This window comes from Dokdonella fugitiva (genome assembly GCF_014138265.1).
In the GTDB taxonomy this organism is placed as follows: domain Bacteria; phylum Pseudomonadota; class Gammaproteobacteria; order Xanthomonadales; family Rhodanobacteraceae; genus Dokdonella_A; species Dokdonella_A fugitiva_A.
In genome coordinates this window covers 316,919-334,476 of the sequence record NZ_JACGXL010000002.1, presented here as the reverse complement: position 1 = coordinate 334,476, position 17,558 = coordinate 316,919, and the positions used below count along the sequence as shown (strand labels likewise).

The 17,558-nt window shown below is 71.1% G+C and carries 10 protein-coding genes; 4 read left to right on the top strand and 6 right to left on the bottom strand.

Going from position 1 to position 17,558, the window contains the following annotated elements; genetic code table 11:
• Positions 1–70 precede the first annotated feature (70 nt).
• From FHW12_RS07655 to FHW12_RS07645, 3 genes are all read left to right on the top strand, one after another.
• Positions 71–2,344 (top strand): S9 family peptidase, encoded by a 2,274-nt coding sequence (locus FHW12_RS07655; protein ID WP_182530420.1) that lies wholly within the window; start codon positions 71–73, stop codon positions 2,342–2,344.
• Between the two features lie 26 nt (positions 2,345–2,370).
• Entirely contained in the window at positions 2,371–4,752 is a 2,382-nt protein-coding gene (locus tag FHW12_RS07650) for a winged helix-turn-helix domain-containing protein (RefSeq protein ID WP_182530419.1), read from the top strand.
• Between the two features lie 184 nt (positions 4,753–4,936).
• The gene (locus tag FHW12_RS07645; RefSeq protein WP_182530418.1) at positions 4,937–6,997 is read left to right on the top strand and encodes an FG-GAP repeat protein; all 2,061 of its coding nucleotides are present in this window, start codon (positions 4,937–4,939) and stop codon (positions 6,995–6,997) included.
• Positions 6,998–7,037: 40 nt separating this feature from the next.
• Here the strand turns inward: FHW12_RS07645 and FHW12_RS07640 are convergent, their stop codons facing one another.
• From FHW12_RS07640 to FHW12_RS07630, 3 genes are read right to left on the bottom strand one after another with little or no spacing between them, the layout of a single operon-like run.
• Entirely contained in the window at positions 7,038–7,685 is a 648-nt protein-coding gene (locus FHW12_RS07640) for a YecA family protein (RefSeq protein WP_182530417.1), read from the bottom strand.
• On the bottom strand, positions 7,675–8,448 hold the full coding sequence (xth, locus tag FHW12_RS07635; RefSeq protein ID WP_182530416.1) for an exodeoxyribonuclease III: 774 nt from the start codon (positions 8,446–8,448) through the stop codon (positions 7,675–7,677). Before xth ends, FHW12_RS07640 begins: the two co-directional genes overlap by 11 nt.
• 40 nt (positions 8,449–8,488) lie before the next feature.
• Positions 8,489–10,534: a M3 family metallopeptidase gene (locus tag FHW12_RS07630; RefSeq protein ID WP_182530415.1), complete on the bottom strand. Its 2,046-nt coding sequence runs from the start codon at positions 10,532–10,534 to the stop codon at positions 8,489–8,491.
• A 114-nt stretch (positions 10,535–10,648) separates the two neighbouring features.
• Here FHW12_RS07630 and FHW12_RS07625 point away from each other — a divergent pair, with 114 nt between their 5' ends.
• Positions 10,649–11,188, top strand: coding sequence for a gamma carbonic anhydrase family protein (locus FHW12_RS07625; protein WP_182530414.1), 540 nt, complete (start codon positions 10,649–10,651; stop codon positions 11,186–11,188).
• A 7-nt stretch (positions 11,189–11,195) separates the two neighbouring features.
• Here the strand turns inward: FHW12_RS07625 and FHW12_RS07620 are convergent, their stop codons facing one another.
• The 3 genes from FHW12_RS07620 to FHW12_RS07610 all read right to left on the bottom strand — a co-directional run bounded on the left by FHW12_RS07620 (position 11,196) and on the right by FHW12_RS07610 (position 17,551).
• On the bottom strand, positions 11,196–12,608 hold the full coding sequence (locus FHW12_RS07620) for a choice-of-anchor Q domain-containing protein (protein ID WP_182530413.1): 1,413 nt from the start codon (positions 12,606–12,608) through the stop codon (positions 11,196–11,198).
• Positions 12,609–12,644: 36 nt separating this feature from the next.
• Entirely contained in the window at positions 12,645–14,561 is a 1,917-nt protein-coding gene (locus FHW12_RS07615) for a hypothetical protein (RefSeq protein WP_182530412.1), read from the bottom strand.
• Between the two features lie 65 nt (positions 14,562–14,626).
• Positions 14,627–17,551, bottom strand: coding sequence for a serine/threonine-protein kinase (locus tag FHW12_RS07610; protein ID WP_182530411.1), 2,925 nt, complete (start codon positions 17,549–17,551; stop codon positions 14,627–14,629).
• Positions 17,552–17,558: the final 7 nt, after the last annotated feature.

Sequence of the window (17,558 nt, the reverse complement as noted above, 5' to 3'; positions counted from 1 at the left end):
CCCATGACGTTTGCGTCTTGGCGCTGCGCGTGCGCTGCGGTTTAATGCTCCGATCCAGCGGAGTCTCCCCATGTACCGCCTGTTGCTGCCGGCCCTGCTGGCGTTGAGTCCCCTCGTGCACGCCGAACGCCTGAGCATCGAACGCATCTACGCCGACCCCGACCTCAACGGGCCGAGTCCGCGCGCGCTGAAGATCGCCCCGGACGGTACGCGCGTCGGCTTCCTGCGTGGCCGCGAGGACGACCAGAACCAGCTCGACCTGTGGCAGTACGACGTCGCGGCGGGAACGATGCAGCGCCTCGTCGACTCCGCCGCGCTCGGCGAACACAGGGAACTGTCCGACGCGGAGAAGGCGCGGCGCGAACGCGAACGCATCGCGCAGCTCAAGGGCATCGTCTCGTATCGCTGGTCGCCCGACAGCCGCAAGCTGCTGTTCAGCGTCGACGAGCGCCTGTGGCTGTACGACCTCGACGGCAAACCCGGCGCGAACCTGCGTGCGCTCACTCCGCAGGGATTCGAGGTGAACGACGCGAAGGTGTCGCCGCGCGGCGGCTTCGTTTCGTTCGTGAGCCGGCAGAACCTCTACGTGATCGACCTCGAGCGTAACCTCAACTACCAGCTCACCCACGACGGCAACGGCACCGTGCACAACGGCGAGGCGGAGTTCGTCGCGCAGGAAGAGATGGATCGCCCGACCGGCTACTGGTGGGCGCCCGACGACAGCGCGATCGCGTTCGAGCGCTACGACGAAGCGAAGGTCGACGAGGTCGAACGCACCGAGGTGTATGCCGACCACAGCGCGACCGTCCGCCAGCGCTATCCCGCGGCGGGCCGGCCGAACGTGTCCGTGCGCCTCGGCGTCGTCGCGCCGCGCGGCGGCCGCACGCACTGGGTCGACCTCGGCCACGACACCGACATCTACCTCGCGCGCGTCGACTGGTTGCCGGACGGCAAGCGGTTGAGCTTCCAGCGCGAGAGCCGCAACCAGCGCGTGCTCGACCTCGTCGTCGCCGACCTCGCGACGCAACGCCAGACCACCGTGCTCAGCGAAACCAGTCCGACCTGGGTCAACCTGCACGACGATCTGCGCTGGCTGAAGAACGAGGACGCGTTCGTGTGGGCGTCCGAACGCGACGGCCACAAGCATCTGTACGTGTTCGGGCTCGACGGCCGCCTGCGTCGCGCGCTCACGCGCGGCACGTGGGACGTCGACAAGCTGCTCGCGATCGACGAGAAGGGCGGCGCCGCCTACTTCGCGGCGAACCGCGACGACCCGCTGCAGGCGCAGGTGTACGCGGCGCGCCTCGACGGCAGCGAAGCCGATCGCGCGCGACGCATCAGCGAAGGCGACGGCTGGCACGACGCGGTGTTCGGCGACAACGCCACCGCGTGGGTCGATACTTATTCCGATCCACGCACGCCACCGCAGGTGTCGCTGCGCAAGCCCGACGGCAGCCGCATCGCGTGGATCGAGCAGAACGAACTCAAGGCCGGCCATCCGTACTGGCCGTATCGCGACAGCCTCGTCGAGCCCGCGTTCGGGCACCTCGCGGGCGAGGACGGCCAGGACCTCTATTACCGCGTGTACAAGCCGCTCGGCTACGAGGAAGGCAAGCGCTACCCGGTGTTCATGACCTACTACGGCGGTCCCGGCCGGCAGTACGTGAACCGCGCATGGGGTGCGCATTTCGAGCAGTACATGGCGCAGCACGGCTACGTCGTGTTCGCGCTCGACAACCGCGGCACGCCGCGCCGCGGCCGGCGCTTCTCCGATGCGATCTTCCGCCAGCTCGGCAAGGCCGAAGTCGCCGACCAGCTCGCCGGCGTCGCCTGGCTCAAGGCGCAGCCTTGGGTCGACGCGCAGCGCATCGGCATCTTCGGCTGGAGCTACGGCGGCTACCAGACGCTCATGCTGCTGGCCAAGGCACCGGCCGCGTTCGCGGCGGGTGTCGCGGTCGCACCGGTGACCGACTGGTCGCTCTACGACACGCACTACACCGAGCGCTACCTCGACGCGCCGCAGACGAACGCGCAGGGCTACGTCGCCTCCGACGTGCTGCACTGGCTCGACGGCCTGCCGGCCGACAAGCTGCTGCTCGTGCACGGCATGGCCGACGACAACGTGCTGTTCTCGAACTCCACCAAGCTCATGGCCGCGCTGCAGCAGCGTGGCGTACCGTTCCGCCTCATGACCTATCCGGGCGCGAAGCACGGGCTGTCGACGCCGGCCCTGAAGAAGCACGTCTACGCGATGATCGCCGCGTACTTCGACGAGAAGCTCGCGCACGCGCAAGCCATGGCGTCGCCGCCGGCGCCAACGGCGGCCGCAGCCGCCGCGCGCTGAAACCGCGCGAGCGGGTAGCATGACGCATGGCCCGCGTGATCTACCGCTTCGGCGACTGCAGCGTTGATCCTGCCGCGCGCGAACTGCAGCGCGACGGCGTGCTCGTCGTGCTGTCGCCGAAGATCTTCGACTGCCTCGCCTACCTCATCGAGCATCGTGATCGCGCGGTCGGCCGCGATGAACTCATCGCGGCCGTTTGGGGCCGCGCCGACGTCACCGACGCACTGCTCGGCCAAGCCGTGCTGAAGGCGCGGCGCGCGATCGGCGACACCGGCGAAGAGCAGCGTGCGATCCGCACCGTGCCGCGGTTCGGCTATCGCTGGATCGCCGACGTCGTGGCCGAGGATCGCGCCGACGCGTCCACGCCGGGGGATGCGGCGGTGGCCACGGAACCCGTGGTCGCGACACCCGTGCCCGAAGCGACACCGGCATCGATGCCCGCGCCTGCGCCGCGACATCGTTCGCGCATCGCCGTGCTCGTCGGCGGCCTCGTCGTCGCCGCGCTGTTCGCGCTCGCATGGTGGCTGCACGATCACGCGCCGCCGGCGCCGCGCGCCGCGCCCGGCGCCGACATCGTCGCGGTCCTGCCGGTCGGCATCGACGCCGATGCGTCGTGGTCGTGGTTGCGCCTCGGCCTCATGGATCTCGTCGCGCAGCACCTGCGCCATGCGGGGCTCGCCGTGATGCCGAGCGACAACATCGTCGCCGTCGTCGGCGATCGCGACGGCGACGCCGAAGCCGCGGCGCGGCGCCTGCGCGACGCGACCGGCGTGCAGCGCTGGCTCGATGCGCGTGCGCGACGCGACGGCGACGGCTGGCGCACGCGCCTCGTGCTGCACGCGGAGGCGGACGTGATCGAAGTCGAGGCGCCCGGCGCGGATCCGGTCGCGGCGACGCGCGCGAGCGTCGCGTTGCTGCTGCAGCGGCTCGGCCGGCAGGTCGCGCAAGTCGATGCGCGCGCGCCCGCCTCGCTCGACGAGGTACGCCAGCGCGCGGAGGCGGCGATGCTCGTCGACGACCTCGCCGGCGCGCGGCGCGCGATCGAGACCGCGTCGGCCGACGTGCGCGACGCGCCCGAACTGCGCTATCGCCTCGCCCAGATCGACTTGCGCGACGGGCGCATCGGAGCCGCGCGCGCGCGCCTCGAGCGTCTGCTGAGCGACGTCGGTGCGGAGGGAGATCCGGTACTGCGCGCGCGCATCCTCGTCGTCGCGAGTTCGGCCGCGGTGCACCTCGGCGACCTCGATGCGGCGCTGCGCGCCTGCGCGGCCGCGGCCGCATTGCTCGAAGGGCGCAACGAGCCCGCCGCGCTCGGTCGCGCACGCTCCGCCTGCGGCGTCGCGTACGCGAGCGTCGGTCGCTTCGATGCGGCGATGACCGAATTCGCGCAGGCGCGCATCGCGTTCGAGATCACCGGCGACGCGCTCTCGCTCGCGCGCATCGAGGCGAACGAAGGCCTCGTGGAGATCACGCGCGGGCGCTACGCCGAAGGACTCGACGTGATGCGCCGCTCGGAGCAGCACTTCAAGCGCCTCGGCGGGCGCATCGAAGTCATCATGGCGGTGAACGACCAGATCGAGGCGCATCTCGCCTTGCGCCAGCCGCTCGACGCGCTCGCGGCGAGCGAACGCGGCTGGCAGCTGCTGCCGCAGACCGCGAATGCGGAAGTGCGCCACGGCCTGCAGGTGCAGCACGCGCGCGCACTCGCCGCGAACGGCCGGCTCGGCGAGGCGGGCGCGTTGCTCGCGCGCGTCGTCGCGGAAGCCGATCCGGCGCAGGAGAAGCCCGTGCTCGGCCGCGCCCGCACGGCGCAGGCGGAGATCGAACTCGCGAGCGGTCGCCCGCAGGCCGCGGTCGAGCATGCGCGCGCGGCGGTCGACGCGCTCGCCAATCCCGACGACGCGCGCCAGCGCGCGATCGCCTGGCACACGTACCTGCGCGCGCTGCGTGGCGCCGCGCCCGCCGACGTCGCCGCGCAACAGGCGGCGTTCGCGACCTGGGCCGCGCCACGCACGATCGCCTCGGTCGCGACCTGGGTGGCGCTCGCCGACGCCGAGGGCGAACGCGATCCGTCGCGCGCGGATGCCGCGTATGCGCGCGCGCTCGCCTCGGCGGAAGCGACCGGCATCCCGCTCGACATCGGTGCGGTCGCGATCGGCTGGGGTGAGCGCCTGCTCGACGCAGGCGAACTCGACCACGCGAGTGCCGTGCTCGGCCGCGTCGCGCGCTGGGCCGAGGTGGACTTCGCGTGCAGCGTCGCGCAGGCGCGGCTGTACCGCGCGCTCGGGCGCGAACAGCCGTGGCGCGAGGCGCTGGCGCGCGCGCAGGCGCTCGCGGGCGAGCGGCCGGTCCCGCCCGCGGCGAGCGGCAGCGCCGCGCCGATTCGCGCGCCCGACGCTGCGCGCTGACGCCCGCGAGTGCCGCGCCGTGCGGGCAGTCGCATCGCAAGTCTTTGCTTCGACGGCGATTCACGGATCGGAAACGCAGCGCTAACGGAGCGGGAGTGCCGTTCGGCGCCCGCCTCGGCAACGTGCGTGGTCGACCGCACCGACGCATCGGTGCGGCCCCTTCGCATCCTGGAGACGCTGTCCGATGGCCACCCGTACCGAATCCTTCCATCGCCTGGCGAGCGGTGTCCTGCTCGGCGCCGCCGCGGTCGCGCTGCTGCTCGCGCTCGCCGCCGCCGGCCGCGCGCACGCGGCCGTGCCGCACGTAACGAGCTGGACCGCCCAGCGCGTGCTTGACCCGCAAGGGCTCGGCTTCGACAAGTTCGGTCGCGCGGTCGCGCTCGACGGCGATGTCGCGCTCGTCTGCGCATCCGAAGCACCGATCGGCGCCAACGAGACGCAAGGCAAGGTGCTCGCCTACGAACGCGCGGCCGACGGCAGCTGGAACCTCGTGCAGACGCTCGTCGCGAGCGACGGCGGCGCCTACAACGAGTTCGGCTGGTCGGTCGCGCTCGACGGCGACGTCGCGGTGATCGGCGCGATCAACGCGAACATCGGCGGCAACAACTCGCAGGGCGCGGCGTACGTCTTCACGCGCGGCAGCGACGGCCACTGGAGCGAGACGCAGAAGCTCGTCGCCGCCGACGGCAGGCCGGTCGACTGGTTCGGCAACGCGGTCGCGATCGCCGGCGACACGATCGTCGTCGGCGCGTACGGCGCGCACTACGCCGACCAGGCGATGCGCGGCTCGCTGTACGTCTACACCGCGGCCGGGGGCACGTGGACGCAGGCACAGCAGCTCGTCGCCGACGACGGCGACGGCGGCGATGCGTTCGGCCAGGCGATCGCGCTGTCGGGCGACACGCTCATCGCGAGTGCTCCGGGCGCGACGGTCGGCGCCAACTACGCGCAGGGCGCGGTGTATCGCTACACGCGCACGGCCGGCAGTTGGACGCAGGCGCAGAAGATCGTCGTCGCCGAAGGCGTCGAGAGCGACCAGCTCGGCACGTCGCTCGCGCTCGACGGCGGCACCGCGCTGATCGGCACGATGTGGCGCACGGGCGGGCAAGGTGTCGTCTACGTGTACGACGACACCGGCAGCGGCTGGACCCAGACGCAACGCCTTGCCGCCACCGACGGCGCCGAACGCGCGGACGGCGCCGGCGCGAGCGGCACCGACGGCATCGGCCTGCCCCCAAGCGACAACTTCGGCATCGCGGTCGCCTTGCAGGGCGACCGTGCGCTCGTCGGCGCGAGCAACGTGACGATCGAAGGCAACGACGGCCAGGGCGCGGCGTACCTGTTCACGCGCGCGGGCGGAAGCTTCGCCGGGTCGCACACATTCACCGCGAACGAGGGCGTCGTGCCGCCGGCGTTCGGCTCGGCCGTCGCGCTCGACGGCGACAGCGTGCTCGCGGGCGTCTTCGGCTACTCACCCGACTGGGATCACTACCAGCAGGGCGAGGCGTACTTCTACCATTTCGTGTCGGACGGCATTCCCGCGTCCGAGCGCGCCGTGCTCGTCGACATCTACGACGGCACCAACGGTTCAGGCTGGTGGGACCAGACCGGCTGGCTCGGCGCGCCCGGCACCGAATGCAGCTGGTCCGGCGTGATGTGCGACGAGAGCGGCTCGCACGTGACCGGCCTCACCTTCGCATTCACCAACATGGTCGGCGCGCTGCCGGCGACGCTGAACCAGCTCACCGCGCTCACGAGCCTGCAGATCAGCGACCAGCCGCAGCTCGCAGGTACGTTCCCCGCGCTCACCGGCCTCGCGCGGTTGCAGTCGATCGACGTGCGCAACACCTCGATCGGCGGCAACCTGCCCTCGCTCGCCGGCCTGTCGAACCTGCAGAGCGTCGTGTTTCTCGCCGACCGCTTCGAAGGTGCGATCCCGCCGTTCGGCGCGCTGCCCGCGCTGACTTGGTTCTCCGCGTCGGGCAACCAGCTCTCGGGATCGCTGCCACCGCTCGACGGGCTCACCGCGCTGACCGGCTTCTACGTCGACGCGAACGCGTTGAGCGGCGCGTTGCCCATGCCGCCGGCGAGCCTCGGCGAATACGGCGCCTCGCTGTGCCCGAATGCATTCGACCACGTCGACGCGCCTGCGTGGGATGCGATCACCGGCATCACGCCGTGGTACCGCGACTGCACGGCGACACCGGTCGATGCGATCTTCGACGACGGCTTCGACGCGCCGTGAGCGATGCGCGCGGCGCGGTCGTGCACCGCGCCGCGCGGGTTCAGTGCACCCAGCGGCCGCCGCGTCGGCGCGGCGGCAATCCGCCGCCCTCGCGCGGCGTCTCGTCGGCACCCAGCGGATTCGAGCGCCAGTACTCGGCGACCGCGCCGACCGCGTTCGGGATCTGCGCGAGGCACTCGTCGTAGTCCTCGTCGCCGAGCGGCGCGAACTCGGCGTCGCTCTCGAACACGCCGTCGTCGATCGCCAGCGCGATGATCGGCGAGAGCAGCTCCATGAGCTCCGAATCCTGCCCGAGGCGACCTTCCCACGACGGCGCGCGCAGGTCGATGCCACGCGAGAAGCCCTCGCACCAGCCGCGCGCCGTGAACGCGGGCGGCCCTTCCTCGACGTCGAGTTCGCCGAGGATCGGTTCGTAGCTGCCGGTTTCGAGCTCGGGGGTGATCGCGTCGTTGAGGCGCGCGAGCAAGGTCAGCACGCGTTCGCCTTCGTTCGCGTCGACGAACGGCTCGTGCAGGATCTCGGGCAACCATTCCTCGGGTTTCGCCGGCACCGGGCCGATCGCGAGCGCGGTGAGGAAGCCGTGCACGCCGTCGAGCAGCATGTCCTCGTCGCCCGCGTGCGCGCGCAGGAACTTGTCGAGCTCCTCCAGTTCGCTGTCGCTCGGCGACACCATCCAGTCAGCGGCCATCTTCGAGTTCCAGGACGACGGGAGTGTGGTCGGACGCGCGCTCCCACGTGCGCGGCTCGCGCTCGATCGAGGCAGCGCGGCAATGCGCGCGCAGCGCCTCCGATGCGAGCACGAGGTCGATGCGCAGGCCGAGGTTGCGCCGGAACGCGCCTTGCCGGTAGTCCCACCAGCTGTAGTGTCCGCCATCCTGATTGAACAGGCGGAAACTGTCGACGAGGCCGATGTCGAGCACGCGCCTGAGCGCGTCGCGCTCTGGCGTGGAACAGAGGATCTGCTCGTGCCACGCGGCCGGGTCGTGCACGTCGCGATCGTCGGGCGCGATGTTGAAGTCACCCATCACGACGAGGCGCGGATGGCGGCGGATCTCCTCGGCGAGGAATGCGCCGACCTTGGCGAGCCAGTCGAGCTTGTAGGCGTACTTCTCGCTGCCGACCGCCTGGCCGTTGACGACGTACAGGTTGACGATGCGCAGGTCGCCGACCGTCGCGGCGAGGATGCGCCGCTGCGGATCGTCGAAGCCGGCGATGCCGTGCTCGACCTCGCTGATCGGCGTGCGCGCGAGGATCGCGACGCCGTTGTAGGTCTTCTGTCCCGAGTACACGCTGTGGTAACCGGCCGCCTCGAGTGCCGCGACCGGGAACTTCGCGTCCTCGAGCTTGGTTTCCTGCAACGCGAGGATGTCCGGCATCGCCTCCGCGCACCAGCGCTCGACGTGCGGCAGGCGCACGTTGAGCGAATTGACGTTCCAGCTCGCGATCTTCATCCGGCCATCTTAGCGCAAGCCTCCGACGCGCCCGTCGCCTTCACGCGGCGAGGCCGTAGCTGCGCAGCAGCGCGTCCGGTCGCGGCTCGCGGCCGCGGAACTCGATGAACGACTCGAGCGCGGGACGCGAGCCGCCGACGGCGAGGATCGAGCGGCGGTACGCCTCGCCGGTCGCGCGGTCGAATACACCCGCGTCCTCGAAGCGCGAGAACGCGTCCGCGGACAGCACTTCGGCCCACAGGTAGCTGTAGTAACCGGCCGCGTAGCCGCCCGCGAAGATGTGCGTGAACGCGTGCGGGAAGCGCTGCCACGCGGGCGGGCGGATCACCGCGACGTCGTCGCGCACCTCGTCGAGGATCTCGAGCGCGCGCGCGCCGCGCGCGGGATCGAACTCGCGATGGATGCGGAAATCGAACAGGCCGAACTCGAGCTGGCGCACGAGGAACAGTCCCGCATGGAAATGGCGTGCCGCCTGCATGCGCTCGAACAGCGCGTCGGGCAGGCGCTCGCCGGTGCGCCAGTGGCGCGCGAACAGGTCGAGCGCCTCGCGCTGCCAGCCGAAGTTCTCCATGAACTGGCTCGGCAGCTCGACCGCGTCCCACTCGACGCCATTGATGCCGCCGACGCCCGGCAGGCCGACCTCGGTGAGCAGGTGGTGGAGGCCGTGGCCGAACTCGTGGAACAGCGTGAGCACGTCGTCGTGCGTGAGCAGCGACGGCGTCGTCGCCGTCGGCGGTGCGAAGTTGCAGGTGAGGAACGCGACCGGCAGCTGCACGGCGTCGCCGCGTACGAAGCGATTCACGCAGACGTCCATCCAGGCGCCGCCGCGCTTGCCGCTGCGCGCGTAGAGGTCGACGTACGCGCCCGCGAACACGCGCCCGTCGGCGTCGACGAGATCGTAGTAGCGCACGTCCGGATGCCAGGTATCGACACCGTCGCGACGGCGCAGCGACACGCCGAACACGCGCGCGGTGATCGCGAACAGGCCGTCGATGACCGGATCGAGCGCGAAGTACGGCTTGAGTTCCTCTTCGTTGAGCGCGTACTTGCGCTCGCGCAACTTCTCCGCGGCGTAGCCGACGTCCCATGGTTCGAGCGTGGCGAGGCCGAATTCGGCGGCGGCGAACGCGCGCAATTCGGCCAGCTCGCGCTGCGCGACCGGTTTCGCGCGCGCGGCGAGGTCGTGCAGGAACGCGAACACCGCGTCCGGCGCCGGTGCCATCTTGGTCGCGAGCGATTCCTCCGCGGCGTCGCGGAAGCCGAGCAGCTGCGCCGCCTCGTGGCGCAGCGCGAGGATGCGGTCGATGCGCGCGGAATTGTCGTACTCGCCCGCGTTCGGACCCTGGTCCGACGCGCGCGTCTGGTACGCGCGATAGACGCGTTCGCGCAGCGCGCGATCGTCGGCGTAGGTGAGCACGGCCTGCACGCTCGGCTGCTTCAGCGTGACGAGCCAGCCGTCCTGCGACGTCTCCTCGGCGTACGCGCGCAACACCGCTCGCCCCGATTCGGGAATGCCGGCGAGCGCGCGATCGTCGGCGATCGTCTCGCTCCACGCGTCGGTCGCGTCGAGCACCGCTTCCTCGAACTCGGTCGCGAGCTTGGCGAGTTCGCTCGCGATCTCGCGGAAGCGCGAGCGCGCCGGCTCTTCCAGCGCGACGCCGGACAGGCGGAAGTCGCGCAGCTCGTGTTCGATCAGCGTGCGCGCGGCGCGCGGCAGGTTCGCGCTGTCGCCGCGTCGCGCGACCGCATCGACCGCCGCGTACAGCGCGCGGTTCTGGCCGAGTTCGCTCGCATGTTCGACGATCCTCTCCTGCGCGGCCGCGTAGGCCTTGCGCAGCTCTTCCGAGTCGGCGACGCCGTGCAGGTGCGACACCGGCGCCCAGGCGCGGTTGAGGCGATCCTCGAGTTCCTCGCCGAGCAGCAGCACGCCGGCGAAGTCGCGTGGCGCGTCGGAGGCGAGCAGCGCGTCGATGCGCGCGCGGTAGTCGGCGAGGATCGCGTCGATCGCGGGCTCGACGTGTTCTGGCCGGATCGCCGAGAACGACGGCAGGCCGGATGCGGCGAGCAGGGGATTGGGGTTGGTCATCGGAGCGGAAATCGTGCGGGGCGGTCCGACAACGTGGCGCGTCGCGCGACCGAAATCAAGCGTCCGCGCGCGGCGCGCCGATGCTAGGCTTGCGCGTCTCAACGAGGCTCCGCCATGAACATCCGGCCGTACCAGGGCATCCTTCCGCGCCTCGGCGCGAACGTCTACGTCGATCCGGGTGCGCACCTGATCGGCGACGTCGAACTCGGCGACGACGCGTCGCTGTGGCCGGGCGTGGTCGCGCGCGGCGACGTGCACTACATCCGCATCGGCGCGCGCACGAACGTGCAGGACGGGTCGATCCTGCACGTCACGCACGCGGGCGAATACACCGACGAGGGCTTCCCGCTGGTCATCGGCAGCGACGTCACGATCGGCCACGCCGCGGTCGTGCATGCGTGCACGATCCACGACGCCTGCCTCATCGGCATGCATGCAACCGTGCTCGACGGCGCGGTCGTGCATCGCCACAGCATGATCGGCGCCGGTGCGCTCGTCGCGCCGGGCAAGGTCGTCGGCGAAGGCGAGCTCTGGGTCGGCAATCCCGCGCGCTGCGTGCGCAAGTTGTCCGCGCAGGAGATCGAGCGCCTGTACTACTCGGCGCAGCACTACATGCGCCTTAAGGACCGCTACCTCGCGGCCGCCCAGGCCTGACCCGGCCTCAGCATTCGACCTTCGCCACCGGAAATGCCGGCGTGACGATGCAGTCGAAACCGTCTTCGAAGATCCGTTGCGGCCCCGCACCGCTCTCGTAGGCGCCGATGTCGGCGGCGGTCCCGACGATGCGCGCATAGTCCGCGCCGAGCTGGTCCGAGTCGAGCGTTCCGGAACCTGCGCCCGTCGCGTTGCCGGCATCGATTGCCGGGCTCCCCGGCTGCAGCGCATGCGTCCGCGTCGGGCCGCCGTTGTCCGCGAGCGCGAGCAGCCGGGGGTCGACGGACAGCGTGTCCACCGGAACCGGCAGGTTCGCGGCACCGAAGAGGTTCGCATGGCCGTCCACGTGCAAGCCGCAATCGCCGCCGCCGAAGCAACTCGTGGAGACGTCCGCGGCCACGTTGGCCGCGAGGTTGCCGGAGACGATCGTACTTTCGAGCGTCGGCGAGTTCGCGACCGCGAGTCCGCCGACGCCGCCGGCTCCGCTGGCCGAGTTGAACGCGATCGTCGAGGATGCGATCGCGACCGGCGACTGCAGTGCCATCATGCCGCCGACCTGCGCGCCGCTGTTGCCGGAGATCGTGCTGTCGACGATGCGCAAGGTCGCGACGCCGTCGGCGCCGAGGAGGTAGGCGCCACCGATGTCGGTCGCCGTATTGCCGGAAATCGTCGAGTGCTCGATCAGCACGTCGCCGTTCGCGGACAGGCCGCCGCCGTCGCCGAACACGCCCGTCGCGATCGCCGAGTTGCCGGCGATCGTGCTGTAGGCGACGTCGAGGGCACCACCGACGGCGAAGCCACCACCGGAGACGGCCGAGTCCCCGCGCGCGGCATTGCCGACGACGATGCTGTTCACCAGCGTCAGCGCATGCGCGACGTAGAGGCCACCGCCGACGCCGCTGCCGAACGTGGTTGCGGCGACCACGCAATCGCCGACGACGGAGTCCTCGAGCCGGACGTCGCCTTCGGACGCGAGGCAACCGCCGGGCTCGTCGGAACGCCCGTTGCGCAGCGCGACGCCGACGATCGCGAGCAAGCCGGTTCCACTCTGCGAGAAGACGCGGCTCGTCCCGCCGGCGTCGATCGTGACGGCTGCGGGTGACGCGCCCGGCGTCGAGGCGAACACGATCGGCACGCCGCGAATCGAGAGCGTGCCCGCATTCGTGAACGCGATCTCGCCGCTCGTGAGATGGATCGTGCGGTCTGAACACGGCAGCGCGCCGAGGTCGATCACGGCCCCGTCCGGCGCGTCCTGCACTGCGTCGCGCAGGCTGCCGTTGCCGGCGTCGTCGCAGGTGGTGACCGCGACGACCGTGCCGCCGCGCGGCGCGGGCGTTGCGGCAGCCCCGAGCGGCGCGCCCATGGACAACGCGGTCGCGACGAAAGCGGAGATCAAGCGGCGATACGGGTTGGCGGCCATGGCGGGTCTCCGGAGGAACGTGTTCGTGTCCGCGCGTCAGTCGAGATCGAAGCCGTCGCAGAAGACCGTGTCCGCGCTCGAACACGCCGGCTGGATTTCGTAGGCGCCGAGATCCATCGGGCCGTACTGGTCGGGTACGTTCACCAGATCGACGACCCGCGGCTTGCGGTCGAGATCGGCATGCGGCGTATAGGTATTCGGTGGCGCGAAGTCGACCCCGAGCGACGCGTGCGTCAGGTGGTAGTCGCCGTGCACGGCGTCGACGAAGCTCGGCTCACCCTCGCGGATGTCGGGCCGGTCGGGCAACGTGCTGCGGTCGTTGCTGAGCACGTTCTGGGCGCTGCCGGGACTGCTGATCGCCGGATCGGCAGTCGCGCGCCCGGGCTGGTCGATGATGCTGTCGTACAAGCCGAGCGCGCCGGGGGCGAGGAACGCGTACGGTGCGCCGATGCTGTTGCCGGCGATGGTGCAGGATGCGAGCGTAACGACCGAGTCTTCGCCGTCGGTCTGGGCGATCACCTCGCCGCTCACGGTGTTGCCGGCGAGCAGGCAGTTGGTCAGCGTGGCCCGCGGCGGGCCGATGTCGATGTCGCCGATCTGACGCAGCAGGTGCGCGCCGGTGTTGTGCCGGATGTTCACGCGATCGCCGACCAGCTGGGCCGCGTTCTGCATGAGAACGATGGAGCCACCGGTCGGGTTTCCGCCCGCGTCCTCCGCCTTGTTCGCAGCCAGCGTATTGCAGGGGGAGTCGGCCGCGCAGGCGACCGCGCCGAGCGCGGTCGGCGGCTCGGTCTTCACGCACGGCCGGCCGGCCGGATCGTTGTAGGGCGCGGGATTGGCATTGAGAGCGACCGCGCCGCCGAGCGGATTGCCCAAGCCGTCGTAGTCGGCATCGGCGTAGATCGCCGCGCCTTCCTGTGCGGCGTTGCCTTCGATGCGAAAATCGTAGGCGCACAGGATCGCACCGCCGCCCGCGCTGCCGAGCGCTTCGTACGGTCGCAGATAGAACGCGCCACCGGTGTGCGATGCGAAGTTCTGCGCGATCTGCACCGGCTGCGCGGGGTCGGTCGTGAACACGCGCACGATCGCCTCCGCGGAGTCGCCGAAGTTGAGGATGTCGACGCCACCGCCGTAGGCGGCATCGTTGCCGTAGATCACGCCGAGACCGTTGTAGCCGGACGAACCGATGTCCGCGCGCGCGGGGCCGAGCACCTCGAGGCCGCCGCCGTAGCCGTTCGGCGCGTGGTTGTACGCGACCAGCGTGTTCCGCTCCAGCGCGTAGAGGCGCGCGTCGCCTTCGATGCGAAGGCCGCCGCCCGACGTGTCCGCGGTATTGCTGAGCACGAGCGTGTCGCTGCCGAGCGTCAGCGTCGCCGGCCCGCTGCTGCCGTCGACCTCGATGCCGGCGCCGTAGCCGGACTCGTTGAAGCTGACCGTGCTGCGGGTCAGCGCCAGCGAACCCTGGCCCGAGAAGTAGATGCCGCCGCCGCTGCAGCCGGTGCAGGTCAGACCGCCGGAGAGGGTGAGGTTGCGCACGCTCAGGTGGGTCGTGCCGGTCACGTAGAGCACGCTGCCGCCACCGTCGCTGCTGCCGGTGATCGTGACCAACGGCGCGGTAGCCTCGGGCGGTGCGTACGGCGGGAACGTGAAAGGCCCCGGGACATCGGCGCAGGTGACGCCGTCGCCCCAGCCCTGCAGGGTGAGGTTCGCCTTGTCGGCGATGCCCAGATGCTGGTGCGTGTACAGGTGCTCGCGCGTGATGTCGATGATCGTCGGGCATTCGCCGACCGCGTCGATCGCGGACTGGATGTCACCGTACTGGCAAGCCTGGGGGTCGGCGCCGACGCGGTAATGCAGCGGCAGCACGATGGGATTGATCGAGCATGCGGCGAACGCCTTGCCGGCGAGCGCGAGGATGAGCGCGGTGGGCGCGAGCGGAACACGACGGTTCATGGCGGTACCCGGAATTGACGCAGGCACCGTCGAGGAACGCGCGCGCGCGCGCGTGTGCCACGCGGCTAGTGGCCGGCGCCGCGCGCCCTGGCCATCGACGCGAGCAGTTCCGCCGCGTACGGCGACGGATTTGCCTTCAGCGGCGGTTCGATCTCGGCGCGCAGGCGGCCAGCCTCCTCGTTGCGGCCGAGCGCGTCGCGTGCGCGCACGAGCGCGGCCTCGATTTCGAGCACGCGCAGGTCGTCACGCGGAATCGGTGGACTGCGTACCGCGAGCGCCTCGCGCAGCAGCGGCTCCGCATCGGCCGCTCGGTTCGTCGCCAGCGCGGCGCTCGCGAGCGCGAACAACGGCGATCCGAGATTGAAGTGGTGCGGCGGAAACACGGCGCGCGCCGTCGCGACGCTTTCGCTCGCGATCCGATAGGCCGCCTCCGCGTCGCCGGCATCGAGCCGCGCCATCGCGAGCCGGGACAGGATGTGGCACTGGATCGGATCGGGTTTGGCGTCATGCCGCGCTGCCGCGGCGGACTCGACGAGCCGCAACGCTTCGTCGTGGCGATGCTGCTGCCGGATGATGTCGCCGAGCGCCGCGACATCGCGGTTGAGCCAGCCCGAGTCCGCCGGTTCGTGTTTGCGCTCGATCTCGACCGCCTTGCGCATCGTCGACTCCGCCTCCGCGTAGCGACCTTCCCAGCGCAGCACGTCGGCGAGGATGCCGAGCGGATCGGCGCTGTCCCACTCGTCGTTCGAGCCTTCGAAGCGGGCCCAGCTCGCGAGCGCCTGCCGCAGCGCCTGCTCCGCCTCGGTGAGCCGGCCGAGCTTGAAGTAGTCGTTGCCGATCGCGGCATAGGTGTACGCGAACGGGTCCGGCTGCGTGCGCGACATGCGTTCGAGCGCGGCCAGCATCCGCAGGCGGTCGGGCAGCGCTTCCTCGTAGCGGCCCTGGTGCTCGATCGTCCACAGCAGGTTGCCGCGCGCGGTGAGCGTCTCGCGATGGTCGGGGCCATACACCTTCTCGTAGATCTCCAGCGACTCGCGTTGCTCGCGTTCCGACGCCGCGTAATCGCCGGTGTAGCCCGAGACCGCTGACATGAGCTGGAGAATCGCCGCGACGCGGCTGTGCACGGGCCCGTGCAGCGCATGGGCGAGATCGAGCGCATTGCGAAGCGCCGTGCGTGCCTCCTCGAAGCGGGACAGTTCGATCAGCGCCGAACCGAGGTTGGTCCAGTCGTCGACGACCGACGGATGGCGATCGCCGTAGACGGCGAGGTCGGTCGCCAGCGCTTCGCGCAGCACGGGCTCGGCATCCTTGGAATCGTCCTGGCCGTGCAGCGCTTCGCCGACGACCCGCCGTGCTTCCGATTCGCTGTCGTACGCGGCCGCGCCCACCTCGCGCGCGATCGCGATCGCCGCCCTCGCGTGCGTGAGCGCGTCGGCGAACGCGCGCTTTTCCGATTCCGTCTTCGCGACCGTGGTGAGCGTGCGGGCGCGGACTTCGCCGGGAATCGCGGGGTCCGCCGCCGCGGTGACGGCCTTCTTCAGCAACGCTTCGGCGCGCTCGTAGTCGCCGAGGTCCCAGTACAGGCGCGCGATCAGCGCGGTGAGGTCGAGGCGCGTGGCAGGCTGCAGTTCCGCACCGGCGGACAACTGCTGCTCGCCGAGCGCGAGCAGCTGCTGCGCGGCGATCGGCTGGCCGCGGTTCGCGTCCGGCTCCGCCTGGTCGAACACGCCGACGAGGAACGCGCGGATCGTGTCGGCGCGCTCGGCCTGCTCGCGTGCCGCGCGCGCCTGCCGGCGCGCGACGTCGGCTTGCCACACGGCGATGCCGAGCGCGGCGAGGACCGCCAGCAGGAATGCGACGGTCGTCGCCACACCGCCCTTGTGGCGCACGACGAACTTGCGCGCGCGATACCAGCGCGACGGCGGATGCGCGCAGACCGGTCGGCCCTCGAGCAGCCGCTCGACGTCGTCGGCGAGGCGGCCCGCCGAGGCGTATCGGTCGGCCGGATCGTGCTGCAGTGCCTTCAGCACGATGTTGTCGAGGTCGCCCTTGAGCATGCGCCGCGTCGCAGGAGCGGATGCGGGCAGCACGCCGGCGTCGGCCCCCTCGACGACGCTGCCCGAAGGCGTGCGCGGGTCGCCGTCGCCGAGACGCTCGCCGGTCATCAACTCGCCGAGCACGACGCCGAGCGCGTAGACGTCGGTCGCGGTCGTGATCGGCTCCCCGCTGCGCTGCTCCGGCGACGCGTACGCGGGCGTGAACGCGGCGTGCCGCGTGTGCGTCTCGTCGTCGGACATGAGCAGCTTGGCGACGCCGAAGTCGAGCAGGCGCGGTCGGCCTTCGACGTCGACGAGCACGTTCGACGGCTTCAGGTCGCGGTGCACGATCAGTGCGCGATGCGCCGCCTCGACGACACGGCAGACCTCGAGGAACAACGCGAGCCGTGGCCGCAGATCGAGGCGGTGCGCGCGCGCGAACTCGATGATCGGCAGGCCCTCGACGAGTTCGAGCGCGAGATACGCCGCGCCTGATTCGGTCACGCCGCCGTCGATCAGCCGCGCGATGCCCGGATGACGCAGTTGCGACAGCGCCTGCAGTTCGCGCCGGTACTGTCGCTGCGAGTCGGCCGAATGCAGGCCGCGCCGCAGGAGCTTCAACGCGACCTCCTGGCGCACGCCGTCGACGAGGCGCGTCGCGCGGAACACGATCGACGAGCCGCCCTCGCCGATCGCCGCGCCGAGCGTGAACGGTCCGACGCCGGTTCCGGGCGGCAGCGCCCAGCCCGGCGCGTTCTCGGCGAGTACCGCCGCGACCGCAGCGACCGACGGCGCCGGCACCGCCTCGTCGCGCGCGAATTCGACCATGCGTTCGACGCGCGCGCGCGTACCCGCGTCGCAGTGCGCGTCGAGGAAGCGCGAACGCTCGGCCGGCGACTCGATCGCGAGCGCGGCCTCGAACAGTTCCCGCAGCGTCGGTGCCGGCTCGGCCATCGGTGCG